Genomic DNA, 19477 nt, shown 5'->3' with positions numbered 1-19477 from the left:
TAGGGTTTTTCTCGGATATACTGTTTATTTACCGGGTAAAGTTTATAAGGGAAAATAGAATGAACAAAACTACATTTTTAATTTTGTTTCTCATGAGTATTGCATGGTCTGGTGTTGCTCAAATTACAGTTAATGATTCTGCTTTTAGTACAGAGCAGTTGGTAGAGGATGTTTTGATTAATAGCCCATGTGCGCAAGTAAGTAATATTTCTTCATTTACAGGTACTGCGGCAGGATTTAATGGAATAGGATATTTTGAATCCAATGGTTCTGATTTTCCTATAGATAAAGGTGTAATCTTGAGTACTGGAAATGCCACCAGCGCTGAAGGGCCAAATGGGACTGTCCCTTTGAGCGAAGGATTAGGGTTTGATTGGACAGGAGATACTGATCTGTCAAATATAACTGGTACAACAAATTTGTTTAATGCCAGTTATATTCAGTTTGATTTTATTCCTACTGTGGATTTTATAAGTTTTGATTTTCTTTTTGCATCAGAGGAGTATTTCGAATCATTCCCTTGTACTTTTTCTGATGTATTTGCTTTTATACTAACAGATTCAAGTGGTAATTCTACAAATTTAGCCGTTATTCCGGGTACTGATCCACCAATTCCTATTAGTGTTACCACTATTAATGAAGGAGTAGATATCAATGGGGATAGAGATTTTACGGATGCGGGCGAGTGTCCTCCACAAAATGAAAGCTTTTATAATAGTACAATTCCTCCCGGAACAAATTCTTCAATTGATTTTAATGGTCTGACCAAAGTATTAACCGCTTCAGGTTCGGTAAATGTTGGAGAAACTTATACCATAAAGTTAGTAATTGCTGATAATTCTGATCAAGCTTTTGATTCTGCAGTATTTTTGGCGGGCGGTAGTTTTAATCTTGGTGGTGATTTGGGAGAAGATAGAACATTGGTTTCGGGAAATCCGGGATGTATAGGAGATCCTATTATTCTTGATGCAACTTTAGGGACTAATTCTACCTACATATGGATGCGAGATGGATTACCTTTAGTTCCAGGAGATGGCACCTCTTTACTTGCAGGAGGTTCTCAGTTAGAAGTTACACAAGGTGGAACTTACAGTGTAGAAGTTACCATTGCCAGTGGTTGTACATCTACAGATACTATAGAAATAGAATTTATTACTGCACCCACGATAGCAAATTCACCTAATACATTATTATCTTGTGATACAGATGATGATGGATTTAGTCCATTTGATCTCACCCTAAATACTAATGTAGTATTAGGTGGACAAGATCCAGCTTTATTTCAGGTTACTTACCACTTAACTCAAACTGATGCTCAAAACTACACCGGAGCAGCTTCGGATAATCTCATTGAAACTCCAGGCAATTTTACTAATACAGTTGCCAATCAGGTTATATGGGTAAGAATTGCGGAGACAAACCAAAAATGTTTTGATATAGAATCCTTCGTTTTAGAAGTAATTAAAAATCCTATTGCAAACGATACAGCAGATTATGAACTCTGTGATAATAGAAACGATGGTGATGATGTTAATGGAGCTGTGATTTTTGATTTATCAACCAAAATAACAGAAGTATTAGGTACACAAGATGCTTCTTTATATACAGTTTTATTCTATGATGATCAAACTACCGCACATAATGGAGTTACTGGAACGGAACTACCTACTGTTTTAACAAATACGAGTAATCCCCAAACAATTTTTGCTAGAATTGAAAATAATACAAATAGACAATGCTATGAAATTACAACCTTTCAACTGGTTGTTAATGCACTTCCAATTGTTGAGGATGTAGTTTCTCTGTTACAATGTGATAACGATATTGATGGTTTTTCTCGTTTTAATTTATCCGAAGCAAACTCTTTGATATCAACAAATTCTTCAAATGAAACATTTACATATTATCTTACCGCTCAACAAGCAATTAATGGAGGTTCTATTGGTCAAATAACTGATTTTACAACCTTCCCTAATCCTAATGCAGTAAATAGTGTTGTGTATGCCCGCGTGGAATCCGATAAAGGCTGTGTAAGAACCTCTCAGATTGATTTACAGGTATCAACTACACAGATTCCGAGTGATTTTAATCTAGTATATACTATATGTGAATCCGATGTTATGGATGATAATCCTTCGGATGGGATAGCGACTTTTAATTTTAGTGATGCTACTAATCAAATATCCCAGTTATATCCTACCGGACAGAATTTGATTATTGCATATTACCAGAATGAAGCAGATGCTTTAGCCGAAGAAAATGAAATTACGGATATTTCGAATTACAGAAATACTGCATCTCCATTTTTGCAAGAGTTGTATGTGAGGGTAGAGGATGGAACCAATAATTCCTGTTTGGGATTGGGGAGGCATATTACCTTACAAGTAAATCCTTTTGAGCCTATTGAATTTCAAGATGAATATGTAATTTGTTTGTTAGAGAATGGAACAGCGATTAATTTATTGCCAGATGATGTGATCGACACACAACTAGATGATACTATTTATAATTTTCAATGGTACGTTGGTGAAGTACCTCTAGCAGGAAATGAGATACCTGGTGAAACAGATGCTACTTATATTCCTAGTATATCAGGGGTTTATTCAGTTTTAGTCACAGGAATTGCAACGGGATGTACATTATCTAAAAGCACTACTGTTATTGAATCTTATCCTCCACAAAACATTACTGCCGAATTACTTTCTGGTGCTTTTTCGGATAATGCTGTCATAGAGGTAACCGCAGAACCGATTGGAGAATATGAGTACCGATTAGATGAGGGAAACTGGCAGGACTCTAATGTGTTTACCAATGTATCTAGAGGTGAACATACTGCTTATGTAAGAGATAAGAAATTATGTGGCGAATTGTCAGTTGTATTAGAGCCTTTTGTAGATTACCCTTCATATTTTACTCCTAATGGCGACGGTATTAATGACAGTTGGAATATTTCGGGAAGTGATAGTGTGGTGATTAGATCTATTAGAATTTTTGATAGATATGGAAAATTACTTAAAGATCTAGGACCATCGAGTACATGGGATGGTACATATAATGGTAGACTATTACCATCTAGTGAGTATTGGTTTGCTGTGTCTTATCTAGAAGAAAATATACAAAAAGATTTTAGGGCTAGCTTCTCTTTAATACGATAAATGAGGTGTCATCATCTTTGTTTTTATTGTACTATAAACTTTAAAAACTTTATGTATCAATAGGTGTTATACTTAAAAAAGAAGCATTTTTGTGTCTAAATTTGCATCTCAGTAAATGTTTTAATAACAATTAAATTAGGAATAGCCCATAATTAGATGGAGAAAAACCACCACCTTCGAAATATTCTGGAATTAAATTTGGCAATGCTTTTTATTAGTACTTCTGGAGCTCTTGGAAGATATATAGATATGCCAGTACCTGTAACCATTGCTTTTAGAGCAATTTTAGCCGGAATTGTACTATTCCTTTTTTGTAAATGGAAAAAGATATCGTTCACAATAGCCTCAAAAGATAGAGGTACCATTATTCTTGGAGGCATTCTTATGGGATTACATTGGATAACGTATTTCTATGCTTTGAAGATGTCCAACGTAGCTATCGGTATGTTATCTTTATTTACTTATCCAGTAATTACATCATTTTTGGAGCCAATTGTCCTAAAAACAAAATTTCAGAAAATGCATTTAGTATTAGGAGCTTTGGTCTTATTGGGGATTTACTTCCTAGTACCTAATTTCAGTCTAGAGAATTCATATGCGAAAGCAGTAGGTATAGGAGTTGTTTCTGCATTTTGTTATGCATTAAGAAATTTACTTATGAAAACCAAAGTAAGTAACTATCATGGTTCGATGCTCATGTGGTATCAATTGGTAATTATAAGTATGATGTTATTACCTACTCTTTTTGTGTTTGATAGTTCTGGAATTACAACACAATGGCCATGGACTTTGGTGTTGGCAATACTTACTACAGCTATTGGTCATACATTATTTTTGTTTAGTTTGAAACGATTTTCTGCAACAACTGCAAGTATTATTAGTAGTGTTCAACCGGTATATGGAATTATAATCGGAATTATTTTTTTAAAAGAGATACCGGTACTTACCACGATTATTGGAGGTGTGCTAATTCTTACTTCTGTTGTTATAGAAAGTGTGAGATCTTATAAATAGATTTATTGTAGAACAGAATCCCATATAGCATCAGACGGAGGAGGAGCTATAATAGTTAATGGTTCCTTTTTTACTGGATGAACGAAAGTTAGTTTTCTAGCATGCAGATGAATGCTTCCATCCTTATTACTTCTGTCCGCACCATATTTTAAATCACCTTTTATAATAGATCCAATATTTGATAATTGCGTTCTGATTTGATGATGTCTTCCTGTATGAAGAAGTACTTCCAAAGCACAATAATGATCTAATTCTTTAAGAATTTTGTACTCTAAAATTGCTTTTTTGCTATCAGGTACTTCTTTTTTGTGAGCGTATGATTTATTCTGTTTTGAGTTTCTTTTTAGCCAATGTACTAAAGTGTCGCCTTTTTTTGGAGGCGTATTCTTTACAACTGCCCAATAGGTTTTTTGGGCCTCTTTATTCGCAAAAAGTTTATTTAATCTTGGAAGAGCTTTACTGGTTCTTGCGAAGACTACAATTCCAGTAGTGGGTCGATCCAATCGATGTACCACTCCTAAGTATACAGCTCCAGGTTTGTTATATTTTACTGCAATATATTCTTTAACTACTTCACTAAGTGGTTTGTCTCCTGTTTTGTCTCCTTGTACAATATCTCCAGCTCTTTTATTTACAACAATAATATGGTTATCTTCATACAATACTTGAAGATTATTTTTATTGGAAATAATTTTGGACATCGATCGCATTAGATTACGGGATTCATTCGATTTTTAGATTATTGGAAAAAAGATAATTAGTTAATCGGTTAAATAGCTTGTTTTATTTTAAAGTAGATTTAAATTTTGAAGTCATTTTAACAATAGATTCAAGATCTTTCAAAAGTATATCAAGTTTTGTTTGATTAATAAATTCTAAATCTAACGATATAAGAAGTTGCGTTTCGATTTCGTAAGCCGAACCTAATGTAATTTGAAGAAACCGAGCAAAATCTTTATTCGAACTTCTTGAAGATCCTTCTGCAATATTTGAAGGTATTGAAACAGCTGCTCTTCTCAATTGATTAGTTAATCCAAATTTTTCTGATTCCGGAAATTCTGATGTTATATCATATATTTTAGTACAGAAAACACGACTCTTTTTCCATATTTCTAAATCCTTAAATCGGTGCATTTTTAAATCTAACTATCCATTTTCTAATAATCTAACCATTCTAAAAATTAATACTGCTCATTTTCATTTGGGAAATCCAAGGATTTTACATCAGCGACATATTTCTGAAATGCATTAGTCATTTCACTATATAAATCTAAATAACGTCTTAAAAAACGAGGATTAAACTCATGTGTCATCCCTAGCATATCATGCGTTACTAATACTTGACCATCTACACCATTTCCTGCTCCGATTCCTATGATAGGTATGGTAAGGCTTTCCGCTACTTCTTGTGCTAATTTGGCAGGAACTTTTTCTAAAACTAAGGCAAAACAACCTGCTTTTTCAAGCATTAAAGCATCTTCTTTTAATTTTCTCGCTTCTTCTTCTTCTTTAGCTCTAACCGTATAAGTTCCGAATTTATAGATAGATTGTGGAGTAAGACCTAAATGACCCATAACTGGTATTCCTGCATTTAAAATTCTTTTTATAGAATCTTTTACTTCTTTACCTCCTTCAAGTTTTACTGCATGCCCTCCAGATTCTTTCATAATTCTAATAGCAGAACGTAAAGCCTCTTTTGGGTCACTCTGATAACTACCGAAAGGTAAATCCACAATGATCAACGCTCTTTCGATCGCTCGGATAACAGAAGATGCATGATATATCATTTGGTCCAATGTAATTGGAAGTGTGGTTTCATGACCTGCCATCACATTAGAGGCAGAATCTCCAACCAAAATAACATCAACCCCAGCGCCATCTACAATTTTAGCCATGGTATAATCATATGCAGTAAGCATAGATATCTTTTCTTTATTAGCTTTCATCTCTACAAGAGATTTTACCGTAACGCGCTTGTAATCTTTTTTTGCTGTTGACATTTTGTATGTTAATTTAGTGTTGGTAAAAGTAATCAATTAGAAAGATCGTAACAAGAGTATACTATTTTTGATTTAGTTTTAAATTATAGCCCTTTCATTTTTAATTTTTTATAATAACCAGAAATCTGTTTTTAGGAATATCAAATCTTCTTATTATGTATAGAACTTTATTTGTAATTGTATCATTGATTTTAAGCCAGATGGCATACTCCCAAGATACTATGGATAGTAATCAACAAAAAGCGAAAGAACTGATTTTAGAATTTTTCGAGGGGTTTCATGAAGGTGATACTGCTAAAATAGCTAAGACGATCGATCCTAATCTTAGCATGTTAACTATCGTAAAAGATAAGAAAGGAACCGTTAAAACTGTAAAAACTGATTTTAATAAGTTTTTTGGGGCGATTCATAATAGACCAAAAGAGCAAAAGTGGTTAGAGAAATTATTGAGTTTTAAAATTGATGCCGATAATCAGATAGCTCAGGTTTGGACACCTTATGAATTTTATGTGAATGATCAATTCAGTCATTGTGGAGTGAATGTTTTCCAGTTATTTAATGATGGAGATAATTGGAAAATTATTGCGATTGCCGATACTCGGAATAGAGAAGGGTGTAAGTGATTTAGGGACGATTGCTTATAATCAAAAAGACTACACCGTTATTAATAGCATGTAATAATATTGGCCAAATCATATGATTGTTAATAATCTTTATTTTACCAAACATATGTCCTGCAATAATTCTCGGAACAATCAATAGAAATAGAATACTATTTATTGTTAGAGAATCTACGTAATTGAAAATATGTAAAAATCCAAAAATCACAGAAGTTAGTTGTAGAGTAATTAATTGATTACTATCTAGGTAATGTATCAATTTGTCTAAATATGATTTTGGAATAGCTTTTAAATAAGCATAGAATAATATAATCATAATGATTATGAAAATAAGGTAGCTATAGTACCATGTTATTTCTAAGGTAATGAAGATATTTATGATAAAAAATGTCCAAGAACTTAAAAATAAAGCTATGTCCTTATAGGAAGGTTTTAGCAATGTTCTAAACATGAGTTCTTCAATGCATGGAGCGAAAACTACCATAGCTAAAAAAGCCTTAAGTTTATCTTCTTTTATAATTTCTAACAGTGCATCTTGAGAATATTTCTGCAAGTCCAAGTATGGAAAAATACTTTGAAGAACAAGCACACAGATAAAGAACAGAATGTACAATCCAAATAGCCTAAAATAGCAAGTAATTAATTCTTGGATTTTCTGTAACAAGTTTATAGAAATATTGGTGTTATTAACAATCGCTTAGGCTTACTTTTATAGCTAATCCTCCTTCGCTGGTTTCTTTATATTTTGTATTCATATCTTTTGCGGTTTCCCACATAGTTTCGATAACTTTATCTAAAGGTACTTTGGCATTAGCTGCATCAGAATCTAGAGCCATTTCACAAGCGTTAATAGCCTTTATAGCACCCATAGCGTTTCGTTCTATACAAGGTATTTGTACCAAGCCTCCTATAGGATCACAGGTTAAACCAAGGTGATGCTCCATTGCTATTTCACTGGCCATTACTACTTGTTCTGGAGTACCTCCCATTAACTCAGTTAAAGCTCCTGCTGCCATAGCAGAAGAAACACCAATTTCTGCCTGACAACCTCCCATAGCAGCAGAAATAGTAGCACCTTTTTTGAATAAACTACCTATTTCTCCGGCTACCAGCATAAATTGTTTTACATCATCAAAATTTGCATCATGGTTTTCTATGACCATATAGTACATCATGACAGCTGGAATTACACCTGCACTTCCATTAGTTGGAGCTGTAACTACTCTTCCTAATGAAGCATTTACTTCATTAACTGCAAGAGCAAAGCAAGATACCCATTTTAGGATTTGCCTGAATTTCACCTCCGTATTTCTTATGGCTTCAATCCATTCTGTCGGATTGTTATAAGTGGAATCTCCAATAAGTTTTTTATGTGTGTCGTATGCTCTTCTACGTACATTTAATCCTCCAGGAAGTGTACCTTCGGTATGGCAACCTGTGTACATTGATTCAAGCATTACATTCCAGATTTCCTGTATTCTAGTATTAATTTCTGCATCACTTTGAAGAGATTGCTCATTCTCTAGAACAATTTCAGAAATCATTTTATTTTTTTGTTGGCAATAAGAGATAAGATCTGAAGCTTTTTGGATGGGTAAAGGAAACTCTCTAAAAGCTTCCATCTTTTTCTTTTCTCTTTTTCTTTCCTCCTGCACTACAAAACCTCCACCAATAGAGTAAAAAGTAGAGTCGATCGTTTTATCATCTGCTAAAGTTGCAGTAAATGTGATAGCATTAGGGTGAAATTCTTTGAATTCTCTATTGAATATAATTTGGGTTTCTGGATCAAAATCGACTTTCAATTCTTGATTAAAAAGTAATGTTTTATCTGACTTTATCTGGTCAATAATCTCAGGTATCAGGGCAACATCTATTGATTGAGGATCGTATCCACAAAGCCCCAAAATGGAAGCAATGTCAGTAGCGTGTCCTTTTCCGGTTAAAGATAAAGATCCGAACAAGTCAACTTTTATTGAAATGACAGAGGTAAAAAGTTTATTTTCTTTCAGTTCTGCGATCCAACGTCTCCCAGCTCTCCATGGTCCAAAAGTATGAGAACTAGAAGGACCAACTCCTATCTTAAGCATATCAAAAACACTGATACATTCCATAATTACGAATTGTGTGTGAAATTATGGCGGTAAATATAACGTATTGATAAAAAAAAACTATTTTTTTTACAGAATAGTTAAGTTCTGCTTGTTTTTCTTTATGGTGTTATTGAGCTTGTTTAAAGGATTTTATAGGATAATGACATCCTGTCATATAAATAGTCGTGGCATAATCATTGACTTAAGAGCAGTAAATAATTTAGAAAACACTAATAACATTTATATAGTAATATGAGTAAGATAATAGGAATAGATTTAGGGACGACAAACTCTTGTGTTTCTGTAATGGAAGGTAATGAGCCTGTAGTTATCCCTAATGCAGAAGGAAAGAGAACGACTCCATCTGTAATTGCTTTTGTAGAAGGAGGAGAAATTAAAGTTGGAGATCCTGCAAAACGTCAAGCGGTTACAAACCCGACTAAAACAATCTCTTCTATTAAAAGATTTATGGGGAATAAATTCTCTGAATCATCTAAAGAAGCAGAAAGAGCTGCTTATAAAGTAGTGAAAGGAGACAATGATACACCTAGAGTTGATATCGATGGTCGTTTATATACACCTCAGGAATTATCTGCGATGACACTTCAAAAAATGAAGAAAACTGCAGAAGATTACTTAGGTCAGGATATTAGTAGAGCGGTAATTACAGTACCTGCTTATTTTAATGATGCACAACGTCAGGCTACTAAAGAAGCTGGAGAAATCGCTGGATTAAAGGTTGAAAGAATTATCAATGAACCTACTGCAGCTGCACTAGCATATGGTCTTGATAAAAAAGGTACTGACCAAAAAATAGTAGTATTTGATTTTGGAGGAGGTACTCATGATGTATCTATCTTAGAATTAGGAGATGGGGTATTTGAAGTATTATCTACAGATGGTGATACACACTTAGGAGGAGACGATGTAGATCAAAAAATTATTGATTGGTTAGCTGAAGAGTTTAAAGCAGAGGAAAGCATGGATCTTCGTCAGGATCCGATGGCTTTACAGCGTTTAAAAGAAGCTGCGGAAAAAGCGAAAATAGAATTATCATCTTCTGCTCAAACAGAAATCAATTTACCATATGTTACTGCTACAGCTAGTGGGCCTAAACACTTAGTAAGATCATTAACAAGAGCAAAATTCGATCAATTAATCGATGATTTAGTAAAACGTACAATCGAGCCTTGTCGTACTGCATTAAATTCTGCAGGACTTTCTACAAGTGATATCGACGAAATTATATTAGTTGGTGGATCTACTCGTATCCCTGCAGTTCAGGAAGCAGTAGAGAAGTTTTTCGGAAAAGCACCAAGTAAAGGTGTGAACCCAGATGAGGTAGTGGCTATTGGAGCTGCAATTCAGGGAGGAGTACTTACTGGAGATGTAAAAGACGTATTGTTATTAGATGTTACGCCACTTTCTTTAGGAATAGAGACTATGGGTAACGTAATGACAAAGTTAATCGAAGCGAATACGACGATTCCGACTAAAAAGTCACAAGTATTCTCTACAGCAGCGGATAATCAACCATCTGTAGAGATACATGTTCTACAAGGAGAACGTCCAATGGCTGCTGATAACAAGACAATAGGTCGTTTCCACTTAGATGGAATTCCACCAGCACAAAGAGGAGTACCACAAATTGAAGTAACTTTTGATATCGATGCCAATGGTATTATAAAAGTATCTGCTACAGATAAGGCTACTAACAAATCTCAGGATATTCGTATCGAAGCATCTTCTGGATTAACAGAAGAAGAAATCGAAAGAATGAAGCAAGAAGCAGAGGCAAATGCAGAAGCAGATAAAACAGCTAAAGAAACTGCTGATAAGTTGAATGAAGCAGATGGAATGATTTTTCAAACGGAAAAACAGCTTAAAGAGTTTGGTGACAAATTATCAGATGATAAGAAAAAACCAATCGAAGAAGCTCTTGAAGAATTGAAGAAAGCTTACGAAACTAAAGATCTTGCAGTTATTCAGCCAGCGCTTGATAAAATAAATGAAGCTTGGAAAGTAGCAAGTGAAGAAATGTACAAAGCACAAGCTGAAGCACAGCAAGGTGGAGCAGCAGGACCTGATGCAGGACAACAATCCGGTGGAGGAGATTCTGAAGCTAGCGATGTTGAAGATGTAGATTTCGAAGAAGTAAAATAACAATGTTATTCTAGATAGAAAATGCACAGTGAAAACTGTGCTTTTTTTTTATCATAGCATTAATAAGCCAAAAAAATAATGTACTTTTATCAAGGCTTAATAATACTTTTACATTTATTTTTCACACACAATTATTCTTGATTTAGATTGCTAATGTCTAATTCGACAATGTTACGTCTAAGTAATGGAATATACTTATGAGTTTATCTCAAGTTTTTCGCAGAAAAATCTTTTGGTTTTTTGATATTCTAAAGGGGAACGATATTAAAAAGCATTTTGAGGATATTAAAGAGTTGATAGAAAATCCTCATATTCAGTCTTCTATTGATAAAAAAGAAGAATATCTTCAAAAGATCTTACAACATGCAGTTAGCACAACCTGGTTTTATCAGAAATACTCAGGGTATGTATCTATTGCTGATTTTCCTGTAATTAATAAAAATGTAATTCGTGATAATTTTGAAGAATTTAGATCTTCAAAATATAAGCTTAAAGATTGTGTAGAGATATCAACAAGTGGTTCTACAGGAGCACCTTTTTCAGTATTACAAAATAAAAGTAAGCGATGTAGAAATACAGGAGATAATTTGTATTTCTCTAGTAAATCTGGGTATGAAATTGGGCAAAAACTTGTCTACATAAAAATTTGGAGTGAAAACTATAAACATAATCCATTATCCAGATTTTGGTGGCAGAATATTTATCCAAAAAGTGTTTTTGATCTTTCTGACAAAGAAATCAATAGTTTAATAAAAAAACTCAGAAGGAATACTTCTAAAAAGAGTTTTCTGGGATATACATCAGCTTTCACAACGATTTGTCAATATCTAGATAAAATAAAAGCTAGCCCAATAGAATCTAATGTTCAGTCGATCATTACGATGTCAGAAAGTATGAATGATTATGTTAGAATAAGTATGAAAAAATATTTTGGTATAGAACCGATATCTCGCTATTCTAACAATGAAAACGGAATTTTAGCTCAGGAAGATCGCAATGCTCCGTCTAAATTTGTAATTAATTCTGCTAGTTATTTTATTGAAATCTTCGAGTTAGATAAAGAGATACCTGTTTTACCCGGTAATAAAGGCAGAATTATAGTTACTGATTTACATAATTATGCCATGCCTTTGATTCGATATGATACTGGTGATATAGGAACAATGGATGTAGATGAAAGTAACACTTCTTATTTATCTTCGGTTGCGGGTAGAAAACTGGACCTCATTTATAATACAAAAGGAGAAATTATTCCATCACATGTTTCTTATAAGTTGTGTAAATATGGAGATTATAAGCAGTTTCAATTAATACAGTACGGTAAAAAAGATTACACTATCAAATTGAATACTGATAAAAAAGTTGATGAACCTACAGTATTACAGGAGTTTAAAGGGTATTTTGGGGATGATGCAAATATTGATATTCAATATGTTGATGAAATCCCACTTTTATCTTCGGGTAAACGAAAAGAAGTGACTAATACGTATCATATTTAGTCTAATTATGAGTGTATTCTGGAGAAGGATACATTCTAAAATAAAATTGACTATCTAAAAGCTCATCGTTGTAAATGCGTCTTACCATAGCTTAGGGATAAGAAGTTTGAGCGTTTTTAGATAGCCAATTTAGGTATTCAATATGCTATATTATCGCACAAATTTCAAATATTTTGAATCTGATCTTGCGATATATAGTCCTCTTGGTAGGGAGGATAAATTAATAGTTGGTGTGTCCTTTAGATTATCTATTTCATATACTTTTTTTCCTGTAGTATTAAATATACTTAGGGATTCAGCTTGAATGCTATTGTTTACTACTAAAGAAGCCGAAGCACTATTAAAATATAGTTTATTACTATCAAAGGCAACATCATCTACACTTAACAGTTCGTCAATTACGATTTCAGGGTATTCACCACCAGTGTCCCAAGTAACGTCTGATGTAGCGTCAGGATTATCTGCAGAGGATAGTTTACCAAATATGTAGTACTTAGTTCCTGTTAGCGAGGCACTTGTTGGGAAATCAGATGGGATATCTAGGGTAACTGTAGTAGATACATTAGTTCCAGCGGTTACAGTTGGTGTTACAATAACTGCAGAACTATTAGCCACAGAACCTCCAAAAATTCCTGGGGTATCAGCTTCCCATATTTGAAATTGTGTAGCAACATCCATAGAAGCGGTATAGGTATAATTAAGAGTGATAGATTCACCTTGCACAACTGTAACAGGATTCGAAGAATCATAGCTGATAGCATATGGTGGATCAGTTACTGTGATCAAAGGATATACTCCAGCCGTATCCCAAGTAACATCTGCTGTAGCATCAGAATTTGCTGCGGAGGATAACTTTCCAAAAATTCTATACTCAGTTCCAGAAAGTGAAGAGCTTATGGGAAAATCTGCGGGTATATTAAGCGTAATAGATCCAGAAACATCCGTTCCTGCGTCTAAATTCGGAAATTCGGCTACGGCTGTTCCAATAGCAGTACTTCCGCCAAAAATACCTTGATTGTCGGTTTCAAAAATTTGAAATTGAGCATCTACAGCCATGGATGCTGTGTATGTATAGTTTAAGGTAATGGATTGACCTGCAACTACCGTAACAGGGTCAGCAGAATCATACGTAATAGAATACTGTGCATTTAGAAAACTAATACTACTAATAAGGGATAATAGAAATAATAGAGATTTTTTCATAATGTTAAGTTTGATTATAATTAGATTTTTATTTGAAAAAAAAAGAGTTAACGAGAAAAAGTTTATCGATTTGTTCTTCGGAATAGAAAAACGTATCATCTTGTTAGGCTAATAACAAAATTTGGTAAAAAAGAATTTACCTTCAATTATAAAATATGTGATAGAGGCTTTTACTGAAATCCGGATATAAATGTTCGTAAGTTGTTTTTGTTAGTAGAGATTTTACCATAATTGAATTATTAATATTGGTTTTTGTTGAATTCGCAATAAAACTGTTAAAACATAATAGTTTTATAATGACACTAAGGTATCATACAAGCTAATTCTCTACTGTAAGATATGTTGCAAATGATGGTAATTATGCGGCATTTCTTACTAAATGGTAAGTATTCAGCAAGTTAAGAGTGTGTTCTTATCCAAGAAAATAAATTAGGATTACCTATGGAATTTTGTTCTTTTTCTATTCTTTATCCAATTATATAGTAACATTATTTACTTAAAAACCTACTGCGGTATCGTCACCGCGTCTGTCCGCACCACCTTCTAAACTTCCATTTGGTAGTACAAGGATTCCATCGACTTTACCAATAACACGGGTTTCTTCTTCATTGGTTTTGTAACCTTTTGCTTTTAGACTATCGATAACTTTTTTATCAAAAGAATTTGGTTCGAAAATAACCACATCAGGCAACCATTGGTGATGAAAGCGAGGAGCATTTACGGCATCCTGCATACTCATTCCAAATTCTTTTACATTTAATATTGTTTGTAATACCGAAGTAATAATTGTGGATCCACCAGGAGTTCCTACTGACATCCATAGTTTTCCTTCCTTTTCTACAAGCGTAGGAGTCATAGAACTTAGCATTCTTTTTTCTGGAGCGATAGCATTCGCTTCTGCTCCTAGCAATCCGAACATATTAGGAGTACCAGGTTTAGCACTAAAATCATCCATTTCATTGTTTAAAAAGAATCCCAGTTCCGGAACATATAATTTAGAGCCATAGGCGCCATTTAATGTTGTAGTGACAGAAATGGCGTTCCCAAACTGATCTACGATGGAGTAATGTGTAGTTTCACTACTTTCATATCCAGGTATGGTTCCATAACTCAAATCCGTTGATAAAGTAGCTTTGTTAGGATCGAAATTATTCATTCTATCTGCTAGGTAGGAATCACTAATTAAAGTGTCTATTGGAATTTTTACAAAATCGGGATCTCCTAAGTAAAAACTTCGATCTGCATAGGCTCTTCTTTCTGCTTCGGTAATTACCTGAATAGATTTTAGTGTATTATGGCCATAGCTTTTGAGATCATAGGGTTCAATCATTTTCATGATTTGCGCCAAGCAAACTCCACCGCTTGAAGGAGGAGACATAGAAATAATATTTAAATCTTTGTACGAAAATTGTATAGGATTTCGCCATTTAGCTTCGTATTTACCAAGGTCTTCCATGGTGATAATTCCACCTTTGGACTGTAAATAGTCTACTAATTTTCGACCTGTTTCACCCTTATAAAATTCATCTTTTCCATTTTCTATGATCCTTCTTAGGGTTTTGCCAAGCATAACATTTTTTAAGGTGTCTTTTGCTTTAATAGTTCCTGCATAAAGGATTGTATCTTTGTTAGTTTCTAAAAAAAGTTCTTTAAAATGATGCAATCTTTTTTCTTGCATTTCTGTGATAACATATCCATCTTCTGCTAATGCAACTACAGGAGTAAGTAGTTCTTCGATAGATAGTGTCCCGAATTTTTTATGAACTTCAAAAATACCAGCAATTGTTCCTGGAACACCTACTGCCATCGCGCCCAATTGACTTTTTTCTGAAATAGGATCTCCGTTTTCATCTAAGTACATATCCTTAAATGCAGCTAGAGGTGCCTTTTCTCTATAATCAATAGCACCTACTTGTCCATCTGCTTTTCTATATACCATAAATCCACCACCACCAAGATTACCAGCATAAGGGTAAGCTACTGCAAGAGCCATTTCGGTAGCAACCATTGCATCAAAAGCGTTACCGCCTTTTTTAAGAATATCTCTACCAATTTTGGAAGCTTCTTCACGTGCAGATACTACCATAGCATTTTTTTCTATAACTCCAATGACAGGCTTTTTTTCTGTCTTAACTACAGGTAGTTCCTGATTCTTTTTACATGAAACAATAATAATAAGTAACAATACATAAAGAATTCGCATGGTGCTCAATGTTTAATTAATAATTTATTTCTTTAATAAGGTTATTTTTTTGATCATAAAATTTCCAATAACCAGAAGGTTCACAATTTTCTATATGACCTTCAGACTTCACAAGACCATTTTTATGATATTCTTTCCAATATCCTTGTTTTTTATTATACCGATAATGCCCTTCGGCTTTCACTTTTCCATTTCTATAGAAAAATTTCCAAAATCCATCTTTCTTTCCTGCTGCATAGTGTCCAATACTTTCTAGATTAATTGAATTTGGATAATAATTCTTGGTATATCCATTTTTAGAAGTTACTGCGCCTAGATCGTTACACAGGTTTTTGGAAATAGGATCGTTACTTATTTTATTACATGAAACTAGAAGTGCTAATAAAAATAGGAATATCATTTTCATAGAGTTCGCATTTCGTTTTTAGTAAATAATTCAAGCTCTTCAAAAAATGTTCTGAACTCTTTTTCAAAATCACTATAATATTTCTCGAGTTCGATTACCGCAAAATTCATCTTAGATCTATTTTTGGTTCTATGATTCATTTGATATAAAATTCTTCCAATACCTGGTATGGTAGCATAACTTAACAACCAATTATCCCGAAACATATATGGCAAAAAATCCTGAACACGTTTAGGGAGTATTTCATAATTTGTTTCTAATAATTTATAAAAATCAGCCACATATATTTCTAAGGGAGTGTTAGAAAATTCATTCCAATAGGCTGCTAAAAAATGATCATATAGGATATCCACAATTACACTACTGTAGTGTCCATATTTTGGAAATAATCTCAAAACACTTTCTCTCACTATAGGATGGCTGTCAGTATAAGAGTCTATTTTGCGATGTAGTGTAATACCTTTTTGAACTTGATTCGGAAACTGAGAAAACTTCTTTCCTTTTACGGAGTCTGCTATAAAGTTACCTATTTTCAGTTCATCATCATCTCCAGAAAGATAAATATGGGCTAAAAAATTCATTAGGTGAATTTACAATTTTTTAGAATGTTGTTGTTGTTTTTGTGTAAACTTTAATTTTAGAGTTGTGGTAATGACCTTAAGCACTTACATTTGCCAAAAACAAAAAATAATCGATCAATATTATGACATTAATCAAATCAATTTCTGGTATTCGAGGAACTATTGGAGGAAAAGTTGGAGAGAATTTAACTCCTGTAGATGCTGTTAAATTTGCATCAGCCTATGGAACCTGGTTAAAAAATGCATCGCAGAAAGAACATCCTACCGTTGTAGTAGGTAGAGATGCTCGTATTTCTGGGGCTATGATACAACAACTAGTAATGAATAGTTTGGTTGGGTTAGGAATACATGTAGTTGATTTGGGATTGTCTACAACACCTACCGTAGAAGTAGCGGTACCCTTGGAGAAAGCCGATGGAGGAATTATTCTTACGGCTAGTCATAATCCTAAACAATGGAATGCACTAAAATTATTAGATAATAAAGGAGAGTTTTTAAATGCCGAAAATGGTAAAAAAATCCTTGATATAGCAGAAAATGACGATTACCACTTTGCTGAAGTTGATGATCTAGGAACTATTACTACCAATGATACATATATTGATAAGCATATTGAAGAGGTATTGAATCTTTCTTTAGTAAATTCTGAAATTGTAAAAGAAGCTGGTTTTAAAGTTGTCGTAGATGCAGTAAACTCTACAGGAGGAATTGCGATTCCTAAATTATTAGAAAAGATGGGAGTAGAGGTAGTAGAGTTATATTGCGAACCTAATGGTCATTTTCCTCATAATCCAGAACCATTAAAAGAACATCTTACTGATTTATCCGAGTTAGTAGTTAAAGAAAAAGCACATTTTGGTCTTACCGTTGATCCAGATGTAGATCGTTTAGCTTTTATGAGCGAAGATGGTGAAATGTTTGGAGAGGAATATACATTAGTAGCTTGTGCAGATTTTGTTCTTGGTAAAACTCCTGGTAATACAGTATCTAATTTATCTTCGAGCAGAGCATTAAGAGATGTTACCGAAAAGCATAATGGAAGCTATGAAGCTAGTGCAGTTGGAGAAGTAAATGTAGTTACTAAAATGAAAGCAAATAATGCTGTTATTGGTGGAGAAGGTAATGGCGGAATTATATATCCAGAATTGCATTATGGAAGAGATTCATTGGTTGGAGTTGCCTTATTTTTAACACATTTAGCTGAAAAAAAATGTAGTGTTAGCGAATTACGAAATAGCTACCCTTCTTATTTTATGAGTAAGAATAAAGTACAATTGACACCAGAATTAAATGTTGATGAAATTCTGAAAGGTTTTCATAATAAACACATTGCCGAAGAGGTAAGTACTATAGATGGAGTAAAGGTTGATTTTAGTGAATCTTGGGTACACTTAAGAAAAAGTAACACAGAACCTATTATTAGAATCTATACCGAAGCATTAAGTCAGGAAAAAGCGAATCAATTAGCAAATGAAACGATTAATACGCTAAAAGAGATAGCTGGAATCTAATAGAAAATAAATTTGCTTCTGTAATAGGATATAAATTATTGCAGAAGCAAAATTTAAATTAATGTACCGTTGCATCTTTAGGAATTTCGGCATTACGATGTTTCCATCGTTTATGAGTCCATAAATAGTATTCAGGTGCTTTTTTTATTTGTTCTTCTACCATACGTAAATAAGTTTTTACGATGTAAAAATCTTCACAGTTCTTAGCATTTTCTGTTATAGGAATAAATTTAGCTTCGTAATACCCACGTTTTACTTTTTCGACATGAAGATATGCAACCGACATATCTAGTCTTTTGGCTAAGACTGATCCGCCAACGTGTGTTGGAACCTTGATACCCATAAAATCTGTCCAGTACGTAGCTTTTGCTAGACTTGGCGATTGGTCAGATAGAAAAGCATAGGAACAAAGTTTCCCATTTACTTTGTCTTTTGTAATTTCTTTCATGGCATTATAGCTACGGATAAGTCGAGCATCATAACGTTGTCGTATTCTATGGACTAACGCATCAAAATATTTATTCTTGATTTGCTTGTAAACTCCCACTGTAGGAAAATCTATCAAGAGTTGAGTTACTGTTGCCCACTCATAACTAGCGTAGTGTGCCATGAGTACGACAATACTCTTGTTCTTAGATTCCAAATTTTTGAGAGTTTCTATATCAATAATCTTAAATCTCTCCAACAAATCTTTATCACTAATAGAAATAGACTTTACCATTTCTAAAAACATATCACACATATGTTTGTAAAAAGCTTTTCTAATTCTCTTAATTTCCTGATCCGATTTCTCAGGGAAAACCAGTGTAATATTTTCGGTAACGGCTTTTTTTCGATAGCCAATAATCCTATATACAAAGATGTATACAGCTGTAGAAAAAGCATAAAACAAACGCCAAGGGAGTTTTGATATAATCCATAAAAAAGGGTATACCAAGAGGTAAACTATTAACTGCATTGTGTTTAATTAAGCGTACAAATATAAACTTATTTAAAACCCAATAATCTTAGAATAATCTTAAAATAAACAAA

16 protein-coding genes are annotated in these 19477 nt (G+C 33.5%); 6 read left to right on the top strand and 10 right to left on the bottom strand.

What is annotated here, in order from left to right; translation table 11 throughout:
- Positions 1-92: 92 nt before the first annotated feature.
- Complete coding sequence (locus tag ABD077_RS24225; protein ID WP_343914790.1) at positions 93-3155, top strand: choice-of-anchor L domain-containing protein; 3063 nt, start codon at positions 93-95, stop codon at positions 3153-3155.
- A 156-nt stretch (positions 3156-3311) separates the two neighbouring features.
- Positions 3312-4169: a DMT family transporter gene (locus ABD077_RS24220; RefSeq protein WP_343914789.1), complete on the top strand. Its 858-nt coding sequence runs from the start codon at positions 3312-3314 to the stop codon at positions 4167-4169.
- Between the two features lie 2 nt (positions 4170-4171).
- Here the strand turns inward: ABD077_RS24220 and ABD077_RS24215 are convergent, their stop codons facing one another.
- The 3 genes from ABD077_RS24215 to panB form a co-directional block, all read right to left on the bottom strand.
- Entirely contained in the window at positions 4172-4870 is a 699-nt protein-coding gene (locus ABD077_RS24215; protein WP_343914788.1) for an RluA family pseudouridine synthase, read from the bottom strand.
- A gap of 82 nt (positions 4871-4952) precedes the next feature.
- Positions 4953-5303: a four helix bundle protein gene (locus tag ABD077_RS24210; protein ID WP_299610477.1), complete on the bottom strand. Its 351-nt coding sequence runs from the start codon at positions 5301-5303 to the stop codon at positions 4953-4955.
- Positions 5304-5350: 47 nt separating this feature from the next.
- Complete coding sequence (panB, locus tag ABD077_RS24205; RefSeq protein WP_343914787.1) at positions 5351-6169, bottom strand: 3-methyl-2-oxobutanoate hydroxymethyltransferase; 819 nt, start codon at positions 6167-6169, stop codon at positions 5351-5353.
- Between the two features lie 155 nt (positions 6170-6324).
- Between panB and ABD077_RS24200 the strand changes: the two genes are divergently transcribed.
- A complete protein-coding gene (locus tag ABD077_RS24200) occupies positions 6325-6792 on the top strand; it encodes a nuclear transport factor 2 family protein (protein ID WP_343914786.1) in 468 nt (155 codons plus the stop codon).
- A 1-nt stretch (position 6793) separates the two neighbouring features.
- Here the strand turns inward: ABD077_RS24200 and ABD077_RS24195 are convergent, their stop codons facing one another.
- Positions 6794-7348 carry a CPBP family glutamic-type intramembrane protease gene (locus tag ABD077_RS24195; RefSeq protein ID WP_343914785.1) on the bottom strand — a complete coding sequence of 185 codons (555 nt, stop codon included), beginning with the start codon at positions 7346-7348 and terminating at the stop codon, positions 6794-6796.
- A 127-nt stretch (positions 7349-7475) separates the two neighbouring features.
- Positions 7476-8900, bottom strand: coding sequence for an L-serine ammonia-lyase (locus tag ABD077_RS24190; RefSeq protein WP_299610486.1), 1425 nt, complete (start codon positions 8898-8900; stop codon positions 7476-7478).
- A 231-nt stretch (positions 8901-9131) separates the two neighbouring features.
- Here ABD077_RS24190 and dnaK point away from each other — a divergent pair, with 231 nt between their 5' ends.
- Together dnaK and ABD077_RS24180 are read left to right on the top strand one after the other, a co-directional pair.
- Positions 9132-11042 carry a molecular chaperone DnaK gene (gene dnaK / locus ABD077_RS24185; protein WP_299610489.1) on the top strand — a complete coding sequence of 637 codons (1911 nt, stop codon included), beginning with the start codon at positions 9132-9134 and terminating at the stop codon, positions 11040-11042.
- A 197-nt stretch (positions 11043-11239) separates the two neighbouring features.
- Positions 11240-12541, top strand: a complete 1302-nt coding sequence (locus ABD077_RS24180) for a CoF synthetase (protein WP_343914784.1) — start codon at positions 11240-11242, stop codon at positions 12539-12541.
- A 150-nt stretch (positions 12542-12691) separates the two neighbouring features.
- Here ABD077_RS24180 and ABD077_RS24175 read toward each other — a convergent pair whose 3' ends face one another.
- From ABD077_RS24175 to ABD077_RS24160, 4 genes are all read right to left on the bottom strand, one after another.
- Entirely contained in the window at positions 12692-13744 is a 1053-nt protein-coding gene (locus ABD077_RS24175) for a T9SS type A sorting domain-containing protein (protein ID WP_343914783.1), read from the bottom strand.
- A 496-nt stretch (positions 13745-14240) separates the two neighbouring features.
- Positions 14241-15947: a gamma-glutamyltransferase gene (ggt, locus tag ABD077_RS24170; protein ID WP_343914782.1), complete on the bottom strand. Its 1707-nt coding sequence runs from the start codon at positions 15945-15947 to the stop codon at positions 14241-14243.
- 16 nt (positions 15948-15963) lie between these two features.
- Positions 15964-16353, bottom strand: a complete 390-nt coding sequence (locus tag ABD077_RS24165; protein ID WP_343914781.1) for a toxin-antitoxin system YwqK family antitoxin — start codon at positions 16351-16353, stop codon at positions 15964-15966.
- Positions 16350-16934 (bottom strand): acyl carrier protein phosphodiesterase, encoded by a 585-nt coding sequence (locus ABD077_RS24160; RefSeq protein ID WP_343914780.1) that lies wholly within the window; start codon positions 16932-16934, stop codon positions 16350-16352. The genes ABD077_RS24165 and ABD077_RS24160 overlap by 4 nt, the downstream gene beginning before the upstream one ends.
- A 122-nt stretch (positions 16935-17056) precedes the next feature.
- On the opposite strand from ABD077_RS24160, the gene glmM reads away from it, so the two are divergent.
- The gene (glmM, locus tag ABD077_RS24155; RefSeq protein WP_343914779.1) at positions 17057-18445 is read left to right on the top strand and encodes a phosphoglucosamine mutase; all 1389 of its coding nucleotides are present in this window, start codon (positions 17057-17059) and stop codon (positions 18443-18445) included.
- A gap of 58 nt (positions 18446-18503) precedes the next feature.
- On the opposite strand, the gene ABD077_RS24150 is transcribed toward glmM, so the two are convergent.
- Positions 18504-19403: a lysophospholipid acyltransferase family protein gene (locus ABD077_RS24150; RefSeq protein WP_343914778.1), complete on the bottom strand. Its 900-nt coding sequence runs from the start codon at positions 19401-19403 to the stop codon at positions 18504-18506.
- Between the last annotated feature and the right edge of the window lie 74 nt (positions 19404-19477).

Origin of the sequence: Aquimarina litoralis, assembly GCF_039523995.1 — a bacterium.
Lineage (GTDB): Bacteria > Bacteroidota > Bacteroidia > Flavobacteriales > Flavobacteriaceae > Aquimarina > Aquimarina litoralis.
This window is presented reverse-complemented; position numbering and strand designations above follow the sequence as displayed.

What these genes read in the sequence shown, in the direction of transcription:
- ABD077_RS24225 (WP_343914790.1), top strand. Translation starts at nt 93, where the DNA reads ATGAGTATTGCATGGTCTGGTGTTGCTCAAATTACAGTTAATGATTCT.
- ABD077_RS24220 (WP_343914789.1), top strand. Translation starts at nt 3,312, where the DNA reads ATGGAGAAAAACCACCACCTTCGAAATATTCTGGAATTAAATTTGGCA.
- ABD077_RS24215 (WP_343914788.1), bottom strand. Translation starts at nt 4,870, where the DNA reads ATGTCCAAAATTATTTCCAATAAAAATAATCTTCAAGTATTGTATGAA.
- ABD077_RS24210 (WP_299610477.1), bottom strand. Translation starts at nt 5,303, where the DNA reads ATGCACCGATTTAAGGATTTAGAAATATGGAAAAAGAGTCGTGTTTTC.
- panB (WP_343914787.1), bottom strand. Translation starts at nt 6,169, where the DNA reads ATGTCAACAGCAAAAAAAGATTACAAGCGCGTTACGGTAAAATCTCTT.
- ABD077_RS24200 (WP_343914786.1), top strand. Translation starts at nt 6,325, where the DNA reads ATGTATAGAACTTTATTTGTAATTGTATCATTGATTTTAAGCCAGATG.
- ABD077_RS24190 (WP_299610486.1), bottom strand. Translation starts at nt 8,900, where the DNA reads ATGGAATGTATCAGTGTTTTTGATATGCTTAAGATAGGAGTTGGTCCT.
- dnaK (WP_299610489.1), top strand. Translation starts at nt 9,132, where the DNA reads ATGAGTAAGATAATAGGAATAGATTTAGGGACGACAAACTCTTGTGTT.
- ABD077_RS24180 (WP_343914784.1), top strand. Translation starts at nt 11,240, where the DNA reads ATGAGTTTATCTCAAGTTTTTCGCAGAAAAATCTTTTGGTTTTTTGAT.
- ABD077_RS24175 (WP_343914783.1), bottom strand. Translation starts at nt 13,744, where the DNA reads ATGAAAAAATCTCTATTATTTCTATTATCCCTTATTAGTAGTATTAGT.
- ggt (WP_343914782.1), bottom strand. Translation starts at nt 15,947, where the DNA reads ATGCGAATTCTTTATGTATTGTTACTTATTATTATTGTTTCATGTAAA.
- ABD077_RS24165 (WP_343914781.1), bottom strand. Translation starts at nt 16,353, where the DNA reads ATGAAAATGATATTCCTATTTTTATTAGCACTTCTAGTTTCATGTAAT.
- ABD077_RS24160 (WP_343914780.1), bottom strand. Translation starts at nt 16,934, where the DNA reads ATGAATTTTTTAGCCCATATTTATCTTTCTGGAGATGATGATGAACTG.
- glmM (WP_343914779.1), top strand. Translation starts at nt 17,057, where the DNA reads ATGACATTAATCAAATCAATTTCTGGTATTCGAGGAACTATTGGAGGA.
- ABD077_RS24150 (WP_343914778.1), bottom strand. Translation starts at nt 19,403, where the DNA reads ATGCAGTTAATAGTTTACCTCTTGGTATACCCTTTTTTATGGATTATA.